Annotated in this window: 13 protein-coding genes; 7 read left to right on the forward strand and 6 right to left on the reverse strand. The window is 65.9% G+C overall.

Annotated features, from left to right (window positions below; genetic code table 11):
* Positions 1-291: 291 nt before the first annotated feature.
* Together XH84_RS33185 and XH84_RS33190 are read left to right on the forward strand one after the other, a co-directional pair.
* Complete coding sequence (locus XH84_RS33185) at positions 292-933, forward strand: hypothetical protein (RefSeq protein WP_164936089.1); 642 nt, start codon at positions 292-294, stop codon at positions 931-933.
* A 271-nt stretch (positions 934-1,204) separates the two neighbouring features.
* Positions 1,205-2,395, forward strand: coding sequence for an acetylornithine transaminase (locus XH84_RS33190; protein ID WP_128918145.1), 1,191 nt, complete (start codon positions 1,205-1,207; stop codon positions 2,393-2,395).
* A gap of 175 nt (positions 2,396-2,570) precedes the next feature.
* Here XH84_RS33190 and XH84_RS33200 read toward each other — a convergent pair whose 3' ends face one another.
* Together XH84_RS33200 and pcsA are read right to left on the reverse strand one after the other, a co-directional pair.
* Positions 2,571-3,545 (reverse strand): quinone oxidoreductase family protein, encoded by a 975-nt coding sequence (locus tag XH84_RS33200; RefSeq protein ID WP_128918146.1) that lies wholly within the window; start codon positions 3,543-3,545, stop codon positions 2,571-2,573.
* Positions 3,546-3,672: 127 nt separating this feature from the next.
* Entirely contained in the window at positions 3,673-4,398 is a 726-nt protein-coding gene (gene pcsA, locus XH84_RS33205) for a phosphatidylcholine synthase (protein ID WP_181769293.1), read from the reverse strand.
* Between the two features lie 128 nt (positions 4,399-4,526).
* Here pcsA and XH84_RS33210 point away from each other — a divergent pair, with 128 nt between their 5' ends.
* Positions 4,527-5,711 (forward strand): UbiH/UbiF family hydroxylase, encoded by a 1,185-nt coding sequence (locus XH84_RS33210; RefSeq protein ID WP_128918148.1) that lies wholly within the window; start codon positions 4,527-4,529, stop codon positions 5,709-5,711.
* 21 nt (positions 5,712-5,732) lie between these two features.
* Here XH84_RS33210 and XH84_RS33215 read toward each other — a convergent pair whose 3' ends face one another.
* Positions 5,733-6,686 carry an AEC family transporter gene (locus tag XH84_RS33215; protein WP_128918149.1) on the reverse strand — a complete coding sequence of 318 codons (954 nt, stop codon included), beginning with the start codon at positions 6,684-6,686 and terminating at the stop codon, positions 5,733-5,735.
* Positions 6,687-6,792: 106 nt separating this feature from the next.
* Here XH84_RS33215 and hspQ point away from each other — a divergent pair, with 106 nt between their 5' ends.
* Complete coding sequence (gene hspQ, locus XH84_RS33220) at positions 6,793-7,125, forward strand: heat shock protein HspQ (protein WP_018317973.1); 333 nt, start codon at positions 6,793-6,795, stop codon at positions 7,123-7,125.
* A 77-nt stretch (positions 7,126-7,202) separates the two neighbouring features.
* Here the strand turns inward: hspQ and XH84_RS33225 are convergent, their stop codons facing one another.
* On the reverse strand, positions 7,203-8,015 hold the full coding sequence (locus XH84_RS33225; RefSeq protein ID WP_128918150.1) for an invasion associated locus B family protein: 813 nt from the start codon (positions 8,013-8,015) through the stop codon (positions 7,203-7,205).
* A gap of 261 nt (positions 8,016-8,276) precedes the next feature.
* Between XH84_RS33225 and XH84_RS33230 the strand changes: the two genes are divergently transcribed.
* The 3 genes from XH84_RS33230 to XH84_RS33240 all read left to right on the forward strand — a co-directional run bounded on the left by XH84_RS33230 (position 8,277) and on the right by XH84_RS33240 (position 12,955).
* The gene (locus XH84_RS33230; RefSeq protein WP_164936090.1) at positions 8,277-10,139 is read left to right on the forward strand and encodes an extracellular solute-binding protein; all 1,863 of its coding nucleotides are present in this window, start codon (positions 8,277-8,279) and stop codon (positions 10,137-10,139) included.
* Positions 10,140-10,143: 4 nt separating this feature from the next.
* Complete coding sequence (locus XH84_RS33235) at positions 10,144-11,646, forward strand: class I adenylate-forming enzyme family protein (RefSeq protein ID WP_128918152.1); 1,503 nt, start codon at positions 10,144-10,146, stop codon at positions 11,644-11,646.
* A gap of 85 nt (positions 11,647-11,731) precedes the next feature.
* Positions 11,732-12,955, forward strand: a complete 1,224-nt coding sequence (locus XH84_RS33240; RefSeq protein ID WP_128918153.1) for a GGDEF domain-containing protein — start codon at positions 11,732-11,734, stop codon at positions 12,953-12,955.
* Positions 12,956-13,086: 131 nt separating this feature from the next.
* Here the strand turns inward: XH84_RS33240 and mfd are convergent, their stop codons facing one another.
* Positions 13,087-16,605: a transcription-repair coupling factor gene (gene mfd, locus XH84_RS33245; RefSeq protein WP_128918154.1), complete on the reverse strand. Its 3,519-nt coding sequence runs from the start codon at positions 16,603-16,605 to the stop codon at positions 13,087-13,089.
* Positions 16,602-16,892: an FAD assembly factor SdhE gene (locus tag XH84_RS33250; RefSeq protein WP_128918155.1), complete on the reverse strand. Its 291-nt coding sequence runs from the start codon at positions 16,890-16,892 to the stop codon at positions 16,602-16,604. Before XH84_RS33250 ends, mfd begins: the two co-directional genes overlap by 4 nt.
* Between the last annotated feature and the right edge of the window lie 116 nt (positions 16,893-17,008).

The raw sequence follows: 17,008 nt of genomic DNA on the forward strand, positions 1-17,008 counted from the left end.
CTTGGTCTGAGCCGAGCTGCGTCCGGTTCGAACCAAGTCGCATCCTTCGATCACAAACGCGCCAGCGGCGGGATGGTTTCCGCCGGTCGAGCGGTGAAACGGCGGGAAACAATCGGTACAGGGTGCGGCCAGCTGCGTGGGCCCTCGCATCCGTCTCGGTCCCGCCCGCAGGCGTCGTCGTCTTCACTGCCGTAAGCCGCGCGCCGGCGATGTGACACTATAATGCATTCACGCAGGAGTCACGGACTCGGCCTAACTCTGCCGCGGATTTCAACGCGAGCGAGGATTTTGATGAGCCGTCTCTCGGACATGCTGCGCAGGCAGCGCTTCGACGACTACCGCTTCTACCACCAGAGCACCGTCAACCAGACGCTGCACCTCGTCAGCGCCGTGATCTTCCTCGGCTGCTACGCGCTGCTGTTCAAGGACGCAGCGCTCGCGGGCATCATTGGCTGGCTTGCGATGCTGACGCGGCAGACCGGGCATTTCTTCTTCGAGCCGAACGGCTATGATTCCGTCAACGACGTCAGCAACGACTACAAGGAAGCGGTCAAGGTCGGCTACAACCAGACCAGCAAGATCATCCTGCTGCTGGTGTGGGGCAGCGCACCGCTCGCGCTATATGCGTTCCCTTCCCTGTTCGGGCTGTTCGATCCGCCCGCCACGCGTCTCGATTTCATCCGTCACGTCGGCACGCTCTGGCTCGCGATCGGCGTCGGCGGCGGCCTTGCCCGCATGCTCCAGCTGTTCGCCACGCGCGACGTCACGACCGGACTCGTCTGGGTGTTCAAGGTGCTGACCGACCCTTTCCACAACATCGCGCTGTACTGGAGATCGCCGCTCAAGCTGATGCGCGGCGAGCTCTTGGACACCGCCATCGCGGATGCGGATTGGGGCGACGAGCACGCCGAGGAAGCGCCGCACCTGACCTGACCGATGCACGCCAGGGCTGTGTCTTGCAAAACGCCCGCTTGACAAGCCCTGCCCTTCGCATGTATTGCCGCGCCCCATGATCAACGCCCGGACCAACCTGCGCACCGAAATGCTCCGTCGTCGCTGCCGCGACGATGAGAGGGTGCGCCATGTCCGACGACGCCGCTGAACCACTGAATTTCAGCTGAAGTTTTCGAGAAGGCCGCACCCGCAAGGTGCGGCCTTTCTGCTTTTTGCGCCCGTTTTCCACCCGCCTCCAGAGGAGTTCGACATGACGACGCATCCGTACGACGCGCTGATGGACATCACGGCACGGCCGAAAGCCGTGTTCGTCCGCGGCGCCGGCTCCTACCTCTGGGACGACGGCCGCAAGCGCTATCTCGACTTCGTGCAGGGCTGGGCCGTCAACTGTCTCGGCCACTCCCCGCCGGCGGTCGCCGAAGCGCTGGCCTCGCAGGCGAAACGGCTGCTGACGCCGAGCCCGGCTTTCTACAACGAGCCCAGCCTGAAGCTGGCGGAGGCGCTGGTCGCCGGCAGCGCGTTCGATCAGGTGTTCTTTACCAATTCCGGCGCGGAAGCCAATGAGGGCGCGATCAAGCTCGCGCGCAAATATGGTAGCCTGCATAAAAGCGGCGCGTTCGAGATCATCAGCTTCGAAGGCGGCTTCCACGGCAGGACGCTGGCGACGATGTCAGCCTCGGGCAAGAAAGCGTTCGAGCCGCTGTTCGAGCCGAAGGTCGCGGGCTTCAAGAAGGCCAAGCTCAGCGACATCGCCTCGGTCGAAAGGCTGATCAACGACAACACCGTCGCTGTGATGCTCGAGCCGATCCAGGGTGAATCAGGCGTGTGGCCCGCGACCGATGCGTTCCTGAAGGAGCTGCGCGCGCTGACCGAGGTGCACGGCCTGCTACTCATTTTCGACGAGATCCAGACCGGCATGGGACGGACCGGAAAGCTCTTCCACTATGAGCACACAGGGATTGCGCCCGACATCATGACGCTCGGCAAGGGCATCGGCGGCGGCGTGCCGCTCGCAGCCCTGCTCGCGACCGAACGCGCCTCCTGCTTCGAGCATGGCGATCAGGGCGGCACGTTCAACGGCAACCCGATCATGTGCGCCGCGGGGCTTGCGGTGCTCGAGGAGATCTCTAAGCCGGACTTCCTGAAACAGGTCGCCGAGACCGGTCTCCTGCTCGAAAGCGAGCTGCAGAAGGTCTCGGCCCGGCATGGCCTCGGCGGCGTACGGGGACGCGGGCTGCTGCTCGCGCTCGATCTCAAGCTGCCGATCGCGCTCGGCATCGTCGCGCAGGCGTTCGAAGCCGGCGTGCTGCTCAACGCGCCGCAGGTCGACACTCTGCGCTTCATGCCGGCGCTGAACGTCGCGAAGGAAGAGATCGCCGAGATGATCGATTGCCTCGACGGGATCTTGACCAAGGCCGGCGCGGCCCGGCGGGTGGCGTAGAACCAGTCTCGTGCCCCGGACGCAGCGCAGCGCTCTCAAGGCGATGCGAAGCATCGTCCGGGAGCGGTGCGCTGCAGAGCCGGGGCCCATCTCTCCGCAGTGTCCCGTGCCGCCCTCTGGGTCCCGGCTCCGCGCCGCAACGCTCACGCGTTGCAGCTTGTCCGGGACACGAAACCTACGGCTTCAAGATCGACGCGCCGGTCGTCTTCCGGCTTTCGAGATCGATATGGGCCTTGGCGGCGTCCTTGAGCGCGTAGGCGTGGTTGATCGGCACGTGCAGCTTGCCGTTGATGACGGCGGCAAACAACGTGTCGGCGCCGTCCAACAGCTCCTTGCGGGTGCCGATGTAGTCGTTGAGCTTCGGCCGCGTCGCGAACAGCGAGCCGTGATGGTTGAGCTCGGCGATCGCGAACGGCGGCACCGGACCTGACGCGTTACCGAACGAGACGAACATCCCGCGCGGCTTCAGGCAGGACAGCGAGCCCGGGAAGGTCGCCTTGCCGACGCCGTCATAGACGACGTCGCAACCTTCATTGCGGCTGATCTGTTTGACGCGCGCGACGAAATCTTCCTCGTTGTAGAGGATGACGTGGTCGCAGCCATTGGCCTCGGCGAGCTCGGCCTTCTCGCGCGAGCCGACAGTGCCGATGACGTGGGCTCCGAGCGCCCTTGCCCATTGGCAGGCGAGCAAGCCGATGCCGCCGGCGGCAGCATGGATCAGCACGCGGTGATGCGGCTCGACCTTGAAGGTCTTGTGCAGGAGATACCAGACGGTCAGCCCCTTCAGCATCAGCACGGCACCCTGTTCGTGGGTGATGTGGTCGGGCAGCTTGACCAGCTTCTCCCAGGGGATGTTGCGCTCGCCGGTATAGGCGCCGAGATTGTGATAGTAGGCGACGCGATCGCCGGGATGAAAATTTGTAACGCCGGGCCCGACCGCGGCAACCTCGCCCGAGGCCTCGTTGCCGGCGATGAACGGCAGCCCCGGTGCCTTGTAGAGACCGGTGCGGTAATAGACGTCGATGAAGTTCAGGCCAACCGCATGCTGACGGATCCGCACCTCGCCGGGACCGGGCGCCGGCACCTCGACGCTCTCGTAGACCAGGGCTTCGGGGCCTCCGACCTTGTGCACACGGACCGCTTTGGTCATCGCCTGACCTCCTCTTCTCCAAGGCTGAGCGAAAGGCATCGCGCCTGCCTTGTCAACTCGACGGCTAGCTGGAACGGCTAAGCGGACCGCTTGCCGGTTTCTTGCCGGTTCTTTTGCGATTGCTGCATCATGCGAGGGATCTTGCCAGGCGGATCAAGGAATCGCTGAAGCTGATCCAGAGCGCGATGGCGCAGAGCACGACGGTGACGCCGGTGCCGACGCGAAAATCCATCTCCAGCACGTAGAGGCCGAGCACCGCCCAGAGCGCGATCAGCGACATCGTCAGCCAGCGCAGCCGCACGACGCGGACCGGATGCAGCACGTGGAACGGCACGAAAGTCAGCACGACGAGCGCGGCCACCAGCAGCGTCGACCACAGGGGCGGCCAGTGCAGCAGGAACAAATAGAACGCCGCCGCATTCCACAGCGCCGGGAAGCCACGGAAATGATTGTCGTCCGCCTTCATGCGCAGATCGGCGAAATATAATGCGCTGGTGACGATGATGGCGACGCCGAGCAAGGGAGCTGCGACCGGCAGCAATAAGCCGCTGGCCACGATCGCATAGGCTGGCACGAAGACGTAGGTGACGAAGTCGACCACGAGATCGAGCACGTCGCCCGACCAGTTCGGCTGCACGTTCTTGACGTCGAGCCGACGCGCGATCGGACCGTCGATCGCGTCGATGATCAGGGCCACGCCCAGCCATTGAAACATCGCCGCCCAGTGCTCGCGCACGGCTTCCAGCATCGCGAGCAGCGCGACCGCCGCGCCAAACGCGGTGAAGATGTGCACCGAGAAGGCCGCGGCGCGGATCGCGGGCGTGGGCTTCAGGGAATCCTCTTGGCTATCCATAGCTTCTGCTATCAGAATGAAGCCGATTTGCACATGCGCCAGGGCGCCGCCCGGTCCCACAATTCGTCGAAAAATCAGGCAAAATCAGCAGGCTTGAATTTGCCGCCGGGCGTGTCATTTGTCGTTCCATGACAGATGCATCGACACTCCATGACGCCGCCGTGATCGGCGGCGGACCTGCGGGCCTTGCCGCGGCGATCGCGCTGGCGCAGGCGGGTGCCCGGACCGCACTGGTGGCGCGCCGCGTTCCCTATGCCGACAATCGCACCACCGCATTGCTCGGTGCCTCCGTCGAACTCCTGGAGACGCTCGACGTCTGGTCGCGATGCAAGGACAAGGCCGCCGCGCTCGAGGTCATGCGCCTCGTCGACGACACCGGCCGGCTGTTCCGCGCGCCGGAGGTCCGGTTCTCCTGTCACGAAATCGCGCTCGACGCCTTCGGCTACAACATCGACAACCGCTCGCTGATGCTGGCGCTGGAAGAGCGTGCGGCAGAGCTGCCCAATCTCGTCCGTTTCGACGACGAGGCTGAAAGCATCGTCATCGAAGCTGCCGACGTCGCAATCCGCACCGCCTCCGCACAGTTTCTCTCGGCCCGCCTCGTGGTCGGCGCCGACGGCCGGCATTCGCTGTGCCGGCAGGCTGCCGGCATCGAGGTGACGCGGCGCGAGCTGACGCAGACCGCGCTGACCTTCAACGTCTGCCACACGCGGCCGCATCGCAACGTCTCGACCGAGTTCCACACGCCACACGGTCCCTGCGTGTTCGTGCCCCTGCCCGGCGACCGCTCCAGCGTCGTCTGGGTCTCGGCACCTGCGGAGGCCGAGCGGCTGCGGAGCTTGAGCGATGCGGAGCTGTCGGCAGCGGTCGAGAAGCAGTCGCATTCGATCCTCGGAGGCATGAGTGTGGAGCCCGGGCGCAACCTGTTTCCGCTGGCGATCGAACGCCCGAAATCCTTCGGCCGCGACCGCATCGCGCTGGTCGGCGAAGCCGCCCATGTGGTTCCCCCGATCGGCGCCCAGGGCCTCAATCTCGGCCTGCGCGATGCCGCCGATATCGCGCGGCTCGCCGGCGAAGCCCTCGCTGCGGGCCAGGATCCCGGCGCGGACGAAGTGCTCAAGCGCTACGATCGCGCCCGGCGCCCGGACATCCTGAGCCGGACGTTTGCGATCGACATGGCCAACCGCTCCCTGCTCAACGATTTCCTCCCCCTGCAGCCGGTCCGCGCCGTCGGCATGCACCTGCTCGGCGCCATCGGCCCGCTCAGGCGCTTTGCGATGCGCGAGGGCCTGACGCCGACTTGGCGGCGGTAGTTCTGGCGGCGCTGAGCCCGCTCACGGAAACGCCAGCCGTCCGGTCTGAATCGCCCACATCACGCTGGTCAGCGTGACCACGGACGCGAAGGTCCCGAGCAGCACCGCGACGGAGGCGGATTCGATCCAGGCATCGTTCTGCCGGGCGATCACGAACACGTTCAGCGCCGGTGGCAGCGAGGCCATCAGCACGGCGGTCGCGGCCCAGGGCTGTGCGAACGGCCCGAACGCGAGCATCAGGCCGAACGCCGCGAGCGGATGGAATAGCAGCTTGATTGCGATCACACCCGGTACCTCCCATGGGACGCGGTCGAATGGGCGCAACGCCACGGTCACGCCGAGCACGAACAGCGCGGTCGGGGCCGCCGCGTTCTGCAGGAAGGTGATCGTGCGATCGAGCGCGACAGGCATCTCGACATGCAGCGATGCGAAGGCCGCGCCAAAGCAGGCCGACATGATCAGCGGGTTGAGCACGATCTGCTTCAGCACGACGCCGAAGGCGTGCACGATGGAGGGATGATCGCGGTCGGACAGCTCGATCAGGAGCGGCACGATGGTGAACAGGAAGATGCTGTCGCAGCAGAAGATCAGCGCAGTCGGCGCCGCAGCCTTGGATCCGAGCACGGCGAGCGCCAGCCCGGGGCCCATATAGCCGATATTGCCGTAGCCGCCGGAGAGACCTGCGAGCGTCGCCTCGCGCAATGTCAGCCGGCCGAAAACCTTGCCCACGACCAGCGCCAGGGTGAACGCGGCGACGGTGGACAGCGTGGTCGCGACCAGGAACGGCGGGTTGTTCAATTCGGCGAACGGCGTCTTGGACATGATCGCAAACAGCAGCGCCGGCAGCGACACGTAGAGCAGGAAGAAGTTCATCCAGGCGAGGCCCGATTCCGGCAGGGATTTGACTTTGCCGCAGGCGAAACCGACGAAGATCAGACCGAAATAAGGTAGCGCCAGATTGAGGATATCGACCATTGATGAAGTGTTTTCTGAAGACTTGGGGGCTATCTGCCCCTTAAGTGAATGCCAATTCCAGATGAGGCCACTAGCATCGGCCACAATCCTGGTCTATCGACGGAGAATGATTAAAGCGCGCACCGCCAAATTTCAGATCGGACAGGTCGTGCGCCACCGGATCTTCTCGTTCCGGGGCGTGATCTTCGACATCGATCCGGAATTCAACAACACCGAGGAGTGGTGGCTGTCGATCCCCGAGGAGGTGCGGCCCCACAAGGATCAGCCGTTCTACCACCTGCTCGCGGAGAACGCGGAGTCCGAGTACGTCGCCTATGTGTCCGAGCAGAATCTGTTGCCGGATGAATCCGGCGAGCCGATCCGGCATTCCCAGGTGGCCGAGATCTTCATCAAGAATAAGGATGGCGGCTACCGCCCGCGCAATCCCTCTCTGAATTGAGTCGCTCCGAGAGGCGGCCAGCAAAAAAGGCGCTCGAGATGAGCGCCTTTTTCATGTGTCCGGGATCTGGCCCCCGATTACTTTTGAGCGGTCGGAGGTGCGCCGGGCGCGCCACCCTGCTGCTCGAGCTTCTTGCGCTGCTCGTCGGCCTTCTTCTGCAGCTCTTCCTGAAGCTTCTTCTGGGTTTCCTCGAACACCTTCGGATCGGTCGGCGGACCGTCATAGGCCTTCTGGAATTCGCCGGCCAGCGGCAGCGGCAGGGTCAGCGGCGCGCCATTGGCATTGATCGCCTGCACAACGAGATTCTGGCCCTTCTTCATGTTGTTGATGAGCTCGGGCGTCGCCTCGTAGTCCGACATGCAGCCGTTCTGGAAGCAGATCACATAGGGTTGCTGCAGCGGCGGGTTGCCGTCGACGATGATGCGGGTGCCGTGCACGAGCTGCATGCCGAGCGGCAGCGTCACGCGCAGGATCTTCTTCGGCTCGCCTTCCGGCTCGATGATCACGGCGGCGATGACCGGCTGGCCCGACTCGATGCGGCCGTCCTTACCGGTGAAGCAGACCTGCTTGGCGTTGGCGTCCTGGCCCTTCAGGCAGAACTTGGTCCAGGGGGCGTAGATCAGCTGGATCTGCTGATCGGCCGGCTGGGCCGCACCTTGCTGCGCCGGAGCGCCCTGGGCCGGGGCCTGCTGGGCGGGGGCCTGAGCGGCCGGCGCCGGAGCCTTGGGGGCAGCCTTGGGAGCGGCTTTCGGGGCCGCCTTGGGCGCGGGCGCGCCCGGAGCCGGCGCCTGAGCCTCGGCGGCAAACGGAACGGCCAATACCGTCGCCGTCAACAGGGCGAGAAGTCGCCCGCGCGGCCGGACGGACGCGGCCAAGTAATGGAAATTCATTGCGGAAAACCCTTTCTGAACGGGAAGTGCCCGAACCGCTCCGAAGCACCGAACCTGGCCGCGTTGGGCGCGGCTCTCTCCCCGTCAATTGAGGCGGATAAGTGACGGGCTCGACGCTCTTGCGCGATTGGGTGCCTTCTTAACGTGGTCGACGAAAAGATCAATGCCGACAAGCGCCTTTGGCCACATCCACAGCTGCGTCCGGGGAAATTCCCTGTGATAGGATTCGAGGCACGACGGTCCTCGAATCAACCTGTGCTGATGTTCATATTCCAACGCCTTTTCGAGGGCCCCGGTGTCCGCCTTTGCGTCCTGGCGTTGGCCTCTGCCCTTGTCCTGGCTCTCGGCGGCGGATTGTCGGCAGACGCGGCCCGGGCCGAGCAGGTCCATGCCATCGCCATGCACGGCGAGCCGGCGATGCCGGCCGATTTCACCCATATGCCCTACGTCAACCCCGATGCTCCCAAGGGCGGCCGCTTGACCTGGGGTGTCCTCGGCACCTTTGACAGCCTCAACCCCTTCATCGTCAAGGGACTGGCCGTGCAGCAGATGCGGAGCTACGTGGTCGAGAGCCTGCTCGCGCGCGGCAATGACGAGCCGTTCACACTCTATGGCCTGCTCGCCAAGAGCGTCGAAACCGACGACGAGCGGAACTTCGTCACATTCCGCCTCGATCCGCGCGCCCGTTTCTCCGACGGCAAGCAGGTCACGGCTGAAGACGTGCTGTTCTCCTGGCAGCTGCTGCGCGACCATGGCCGGCCGAACCACCGGCAGTACTACACCAAAGTCGTCAAGGCAGAGGCGCCAGATCCCCTCACCGTCCGCTTCGACCTCGCAGGCGCCAATGATCGCGAGCTGCCGCTGATTCTCGGCCTGATGCCGATTTTGCCCAAGCACGCGGTCGACGTGGCGACCTTCGAGGAAACGACGCTGACGAGCCCGATTGGCTCCGGCCCCTATCGCGTCACGGCGGTGAAACCCGGCGCCAGCGTGACGCTGACCCGCAATCCCGACTATTGGGGCCGCGACCTGCCCATCAACCGTGGGCTCTACAATTTCGACGAGATCCGGCTCGACTATTTTCGCGAGGCCAACGGCCAGTTCGAAGCTTTCAAGCGCGGTCTCTACGATTTCCGCGTCGAGCAGGAGCCGCTGCGCTGGCATGACGGCTACGATTTTCCGGCCGCGAAAAGCGGCGAGGTGATCCGCGACACCGTCAAGCCGGGCTTGCCGCAGCCCTCCGAATTCCTGGTGTTCAACACGCGCAGGCCGATCTTCGCCGACATCCGCGTCCGCCAGGCGCTGACGCTGCTATTCGATTTCGAGCTGGTCAACCGCAACTACTTTTTCGGGCTCTATTCGCGCGTTGCCGGTTATTTCGCGGGTTCCGACCTGTCGGCCTATGGCCGGCCAGCGGACGCGCGCGAACGAGAGCTTCTCAAACCGTTCGCCGCCCGAATTCCGCCCGACGTCATGGATGGCAGCTACCGCCTTCCCGTGACCGACGGATCGGGACGCGACCGCACCACGCTGCGCGCGGCGCTGAAACTGCTGTCCGAGGCCGGCTACGATCTCGACGGCACGGTGCTGCGCAATCGCGCCACCAAGGCGCCCTTCACCTTCGAGATCCTGGTCACGACCCGCGACCAGGAGCGTATCGCGCTCGCGTTCCAGCGCGACCTCAAGCGCGCAGGCATCGAGCCGAGCGTACGCTCGGTCGATCCCGTGCAGTTCGACCAGCGCCGGCTCGCGTTCGAATTCGACATGATCCAGAACCGCTGGGACCAGTCGCTGTCGCCCGGCAACGAGCAATATTTCTACTGGGGCAGCGCGGCCGCGGACAATCCGGGGACCCGCAATTACATGGGCGCCAGGGATCCGGCGATCGATGCCATGATCGCCGCCCTGCTCGAGGCCCGTGAACATACGGATTTCGTCTCGTCGGTGCGGGCGCTCGACCGCGCTCTGATCGCGGGCTTCTACACAATCCCCCTGTTTAACGTATCCGAGCAATGGATCGCGCGCTGGAATCGGATAGAACGGCCCAAGGCCACCTCGCTCTCCGGCTATTTGCCGGAAGCCTGGTGGTCGAAGGGGCAGCCGCAAGCCACGCAAGCAAAGTGACGCCGTGAACCAGCCAGCCGCATCGCCGACGCTCGACACGCTGTTCCAGCGCACGCTGACCCGGCAGCCGCACGCGGCCGCTTTGCTCGATCCCCTCAACAAGGGACGCGTCACCGGGCACCAGCCGCGGCGAATGAGCTACGCCGAGGCCGACAGGGCTATCGAGGCGCTGTCGGCCCATTTCGTCGAATCGGGCCTGCCGGCCAATTCCGTCATCGCGATCCAGCTGCCCAACACGGTCGAGTTCGTGCTCACGGTGCTTGCCGCCCACCGCGCCGGCCTCGTCGTCGCCGTGTTGCCGCTGTTGTGGCGCCACGCCGAACTGACCGCCGCACTCAACCGCACCGCGGCCCGCGCCATCGTTACCATGAGCACGGTTGATGGCGTCAGCTATGCCGATCTCGCGATGCATGCGGCCGCCGAAGCCTTCTCGATCCGTCACGTCTGCGGCTTCGGCACCGATCTGCCCGAAGGCATGGCGTCGCTGGACGACGTGCTGGCCCGCCCGCCCGGCACCACGCGGGCCGTGATCCAGGACGGTCGCAAGGCGGCGATGATCTCCTTCGACGTCACCGCGGAAGGCTTTCGTCCGGTGCCGCGACCGCATTTCAGCCTGATCGCCGGCGGGCTCGCGATGTCGCTCGAAGCCGACATCCGGCAGGGTGCGAGCTTGATGGCGGCGTTCGCGCCGATGTCGTTCGCCGGGCTCGCCTCCTCGCTCGCGGTGTGGCTGCTCTCCGGCGGCGCGCTGGCGCTGCATCATCCGTTCGAGAACGACGTTCTGGAGCAGCAGATCAACGAGCACGAATGCGAGGTGCTGATCGCGCCGGCGCAGCTCGCACTGCGGCTCGGCGATGCCGACCTGGCGGCGCGAATGCCGTCCTTACGCAACGTCATCGGCCTGTGGCGCGCGCCCGAGCAGGTGGCAGCGAGCGATGCCTGGATTGCTCCCCATGCGCCGCTGACCGACGTCTATCTGTTCGGCGAGGCCGGCCTGTTCGGTGCCCGCCGCGGCGAGGACGGCATGCCGGTGGCAGTCATGCCCGGGCCGCACGGCGCTCCGCGCGAGCAGATGGGCTCGTCCATTGCCGGCGAGATCCTGCTGACGCCGAAGGGCACGCTCGGCCTGCGCGGCGCGATGGTGCCGATCGCGGCCTATGCCCCGCCGCAGCCGGTCGGTGAAACCCTGACGGCGCAGCCGCCGCGCGACTATGTCGATACCGGTTATGCCGCACGGCTCGACCGCCCGAGCGGCGCAATCTGCATCACCGCGCCACCCTCCGGCATCATGGCCGTCGGCGGCTACCGCTTCCTCTCCAACGATCTCCAGGAATGGGCACGCCGGCTCGGCCAGGGCGCCCTGCTCACCGCGCTGCCCGACCGGCTTTCCGGTCACAGGCTGGCCGGACGCGCCCAGGACAACGCCCGCGCCCGCGAGGCGCTCAGCGAGCTCGGGCTTAACCCCCTGATGGTCGAGGCTTTTCGCGACCGCTCCGGGCCGGTCTAGGCGCAGTTTCGCCTGATACGTTGACGCTGCATTAAGGCGGCCAAACTAGATTGCGCGGCATCTGTTGCGTGATCAGAGTTTCCGAATGTCCCAGGCGGGCCCGATCCTTTTTGTGTCCAATGCCGATCGGCCGCCCTTCGTCGGGGCGCTGGACGAGGCCCGGCTGTTTCCCGTGGTCGATACCGACTGGGCCAGCGCGGCCCGCGCGGTCGAAGAGGTGCAGCCAGCTGCAATTCTCGCCGTGATGCATGGCGGACATGAGCCGCATCTGGCTGCGCTCGCAAAGAAGATCGCCGAGCAATCGCCTTATCTTCCTTTCGTCGCCGTGGATGCGGCGGGCACGCTGCCTCGCAATGCCCTGCCCTTCTCCTTGCGCGGCGGCAATCCCGACCGCCTGATCGCACGGCTTCGCGCCGCGCTGCGCGTGCGCACGCTCCACGCCACGGTGCTGCGCCGGCTACCCGAAGTGAAGGTCGCGCTGCCGCAAGGTGACCCCGCACGCGATGCCACCGTGCTCCTGATCGGCCGCGGCGCGGCCTACCCCGCGCTTTCCGTCGCGCTCGGCGAACGCGTCGGCGTCGTCGGTGCGCTCTCGATCGAGGCCGCCGCGAAACACCTCAACACCCGCGACCTCGACGGCGTCGTGCTCGCCGAAGGTTTCACCGCGCGCGTCACCGACGCCTTTCTCACGGTGCTCGCCGAGGACACCCGCTTCCGCAGCCTGCCGGTGGTCGTCACCGCGCACCAGCTGACGCAGACCTACGACCTGCCCAATCTCGAGCTGATCCCGGGCGAGCCGGCCAAGGTCGCGGCCAATGCGTTGCCGCTGATCCGCCAGCACGCGATGGAAGCCCAATTGAGCCGCACGCTGCGCTCGATCGATGCCGGCGGCTGGCTCGATCCGCGCAGCGGCCTGCTCACGGCGGAAGCCTTCGCCCGCGATTTTGCCAAAGCGGTCGAGCAGACGCTGGCCCGCGGCGGCGGCCTGTCTGTCGCACGTTTCGCCTTCGACCCCGGTAATTCCCGCGCCCAGCTCGACGCCGCGCGCATCCTCAGCCGCCTGATGCGGCAGATGGATTTCGGCGTGGCGCAGAAGGACGGCTCGGTCATCGTGGTGTTCGCGGAGACCGACTTCCGCACGGCCCATATGATCGCGCGGCGTCTGTCGGCGGTGATGAGGCATACCTCGAACGGCAAGCACGAGATGCGCAGCGATCCCGTGGTCAGCGTGGATTCGCTGTCGCCCTCGGATACGGCACGGTCGCTGCTGGCGCGGCTGTCGGCGGATGCGTCAAGGGCCGCGTCGTAGTTCTTTCGCGAACTGCTGCAACAAGCACCGTCATTGCGAGCGTAGCGAAGCAATCCAGGCTCTCTCCGCGGAAAGATTCTGGATTGCTTCGTCGCAAGGGCTCCTCGCAATGAAGAGGTGAGACCTGAAGCTCACGCCGCCTTCTTGCTCTCGGCGAGTTGCGCCAGCTGCCGCATGATCTCGGTTGTGCCGGCGAGACGCTCTTCCGGGGTCTCCCAGTCCTGCAGGAACACCACCTTCATGTCGGGCCGCACCTTGGCGGCTTGGCCGTGGCTGCGGATGAAGGTGACGAGGCGGTCGGGATGGGCGAAGGAATTGTCGCGGAAGACGATCACGGCGCCCTTCGGGCCGGCGTCGATCTTCTCGACATTGGCCCTTCGGCAGAACGCCTTGATCGCGGCGACCTTGAACAGGTAGCGCACCTCGTCCGGCAGCACGCCGAAGCGGTCGCGCATCTCGGCGCCAAAGTTCTCGATCTCCTCCTCGGTGTCGAGATCGGCAAGGCGCCGGTACAGCGACAGCCGCACCGAGAGGTCGCCGACATAGTCCTCCGGGATGAGCACCGGCATGCCGATCGTGATCGACGGCGACCAGCGGTCGGCGGCGGGCTCGGAGACGCCGGCCTTGAGGTTGACGATCGCCTCCTCCAGCATCGACTGATAGAGCTCGAAGCCGACCTCCTTGATGTGGCCGGACTGCTCCTCGCCCAAGAGATTGCCGGCGCCGCGGATGTCGAGGTCGTGCGAGGCGAGCTGGAAGCCGGCGCCCAGCGTCTCCAGCGACTGCAGCACGGTGAGCCGGCGCTCGGCCTGCGCGGTGATCTTCTGCTGCGCCGGCAACGTGAACAGCGCATAGGCGCGCAGCTTGGAACGGCCGACCCGGCCGCGCAGCTGATAGAGTTGCGCCAGGCCGAACATGTCGGCGCGATGCACGATCAGCGTGTTGGCGTTGGGAATGTCGAGGCCGGATTCCACGATCGTGGTCGACAGCAGGATGTCATATTTGCCGTCGTAGAATGCGGTCATGATGTCCTCGATCACGGCCGGCGGCATCTGGCCGTGCGCGACCGCGACCTTCATCTCCGGCACGTTCTTGTCGAGGAAATCCTTGACCTCGGCGAGATCGTCGATGCGCGGCACCACGTAGAACGCCTGCCCGCCGCGATAACGCTCGCGCAGCAGCGCCTCGCGGATCATCAGCGGATCATGCGGAGCGACGAAGGTGCGCACCGCGAGGCGATCTACGGGCGGCGAAGCGATGATCGAGAGCTCGCGCACGCCGGTGAGCGCCAGCTGCAGCGTGCGCGGGATCGGCGTTGCCGACAGCGTCAGCACGTGCACCTCGGAGCGAAGCGCTTTCAGCCGCTCCTTGTGGGTGACGCCAAAATGCTGCTCTTCGTCGACGATCACGAGGCCGAGATCGCGGAACTTGATCGCCTTGCCGAGCAGCGCGTGGGTGCCGACGACGATATCGACCGAGCCGTCGGCAATGCCCTTCTTGACCTGGTTCAGCTCCTTGGTCGCGATCAGCCGCGAAGCCTGCGCCACGTTGACCGGAAAGCCCTTGAAGCGCTCGGTGAAGGTCTTTGCGTGCTGGCGTGCGAGCAGCGTGGTCGGCACCACGACCGCAACCTGCTTGCCCTCGAGCGCCACGGCAAACGCTGCGCGCAACGCCACCTCGGTCTTGCCGAAACCGACGTCGCCGCAGATCAGCCGGTCCATGGGACGGCCGAGTTCGAGGTCCTTCAGGGTGGATTCGATCGCCCCGAGCTGGTCCTCAGTCTCGTCATAGGGGAAGCGCGCGCAGAACTCATCGTAAAGGCCCGCCTGCACCGGCAGCTTGGGCGCCTCGTGCAGATGGCGCGCGGCCGCGATCTTGATCAATTCGCCCGCGATCTCGCGGATGCGGTTCTTGAGTTTCGCCTTGCGGGTCTGCCAGCCGCCGCCGCCCAGGCGATCCAGTTCGACCGTCGTCTGGTCGGAGCCGTAACGCGACAGCAGCTCGATGTTCTCGACGGGAAGAAACAGCTTCGTCTCGGCAGCATAGTGCAGCTCGAGGCAGTCGTGCGGGGCACCGGCAACGTCCAGCGTCTGCAGGCCGATGAAACGGCCGATGCCGTGGTCGACATGGACGACGATGTCGCCGGCGGCAAGGCTCGTCACCTCCGAGATGAAATTGTCGAGCTTCCGGCTCGCCTTGCGCGGCCGTACCAGGCGATCGCCGAGGATGTCCTGCTCGCTGATAATAGCGATCTCGTCGGTCTCGAAACCGCTCTCGAGGCCGAGCACCGCGAGCATGGTCTCGTTGCGCGGGGTCGCCTGCACGGTGCGCCAGGAGTTGACGCCGGTGGTGTGGGTCAGCTTGTGGTCGCGCAGCATCGACGTCATGCGGTCGCGCGAGCCTTCGCTCCACAGCGCGATCACGACCTTCTTGCGCTGGGCCTGCAGCGCCATGACGTGGCCGACCACGGATTCGAACACGTTGACGTTGGTGTCGTTGCGCTCCGGCGCGAAGTCGCGGCCCTTGCGCGCACCGGCGTCGACGACGCTCGTCCCGTCCGCCGGAACCGAGAACTGCGTCAGCCGCACCAGCGGCATGTCGCTCTCGCGCTTGGTCCATTCCTCGGCGGTGAGATAGAGCCGGTCAGGCGGCAGCGGCTTGTAGATCGCGCCGCCGCCGGGATGCTCCATCGCGTCGCGCCGGGCCTCGTAATAGTCCTGGATCTGCTTGAAGCGCTCGCGGATCGCGTCCTCGGCCTGCGGCTCGATTGCGACGGCTGCGCCTTGCAGGTAGTCGAACAGCGTGTCCATCCGGTCCTGGAACAGCGGCAGCCAGTGCTCCATGCCGGGATGGCGGCGGCCTTCGCTGACGGCCTCATACAGCGCATCGTCGCGCTCTGGCGCGCCGAACTCGGCAACGTAGCCCATGCGGAAACGGCGGATGGTGTCGGTGACGAGCTGGAATTCCGAGATCGGCACCAGGTCGAGCGAGCGCATATCGAGCAGCGTGCGCTGGGTCTCGGCATCGAAGGAGCGGATCGATTCCAGGCTGTCGCCGAAGAAATCGAAGCGAACCGGCTGCTCGAGGCCGGCCGGAAACAGGTCCAGGATGCCGCCGCGCACGGCATATTCGCCGGGCTCACGCACGGTCGAGGAGCGGTTGTAGCCGTTGTGCTCGAGCCAGGCGACGATGGTGTCCATCGGCACGACATTGCCGGGGGCAACCGACAGCGCCTGCGCCGCGACGAGCTCGCGCGCGGGCACGCGCTGCACGACGGCATTTACCGTCGTCAGCACGATCAGCGGCTTGTCGCTGCCGGTCAGAGATGCAAGCCGGGCCAGCGTCGTCAGGCGTTGCGCCAGGATGCCGCCATGCGGCGAGACGCGGTCATAGGGCTGGCAGTCCCAGGCTGGGAAGGTCAGCACCGGCAAATCCGGGGCGAAGAACTGCAGCGCGCGTTCGAGCTGCTGCATGCGCGGCCCGTCGCGGCAGACCACCGCAAGGCTGACCGCCGGCTTCTTCGGCCGCGCCGCGATGGCCCGGGCGAGATCGGAGACGACGAGACCTTCGGCGCCTTCCGCGACATTGGCAAGCGTCAGCGCCCGGCCGGGCGCAAGCAGCTCGGCCGGAGATTTCATCCCCGGTTTCATACGCCGCCGTCCGCGATCGGATAGGACTTGATGCGGGCAAACACCGCGCCGGTGACATCGGCCGGCAGCACCTTGTCGCCGGTGATGGCGGCATAGAGATCGGGATCGTTGACCTCGAGCAGCGTCTCGAGCTGCGTCAGCTCGTCGTCCGACAGACTGCCGATCTCGGCATCCGCGAAGCGGCCGAGGATCAGGTCCATCTCGCGCGTGCCGCGGTGCCAGCAGCGGAACAGCAGCCGCTTGCGGCGATCGTCCAGCCCGCTGCTCGATCGTGTCGTTCCCGTCATGTCTCAAATCCAGTCAAACGCAGAAAGCCCGGACGTGCCGGGCCGGGGTGATATAGCCACTCGGGGTGGCCGTGTCAGCCCTCGATTTGGCATGGCCCGGTGGCCCGCGCGGGGTA

The sequence above is a fragment of the Bradyrhizobium nanningense genome, from assembly GCF_004114535.1.
Taxonomy (GTDB): Bacteria; Pseudomonadota; Alphaproteobacteria; order Rhizobiales; family Xanthobacteraceae; genus Bradyrhizobium; species Bradyrhizobium nanningense.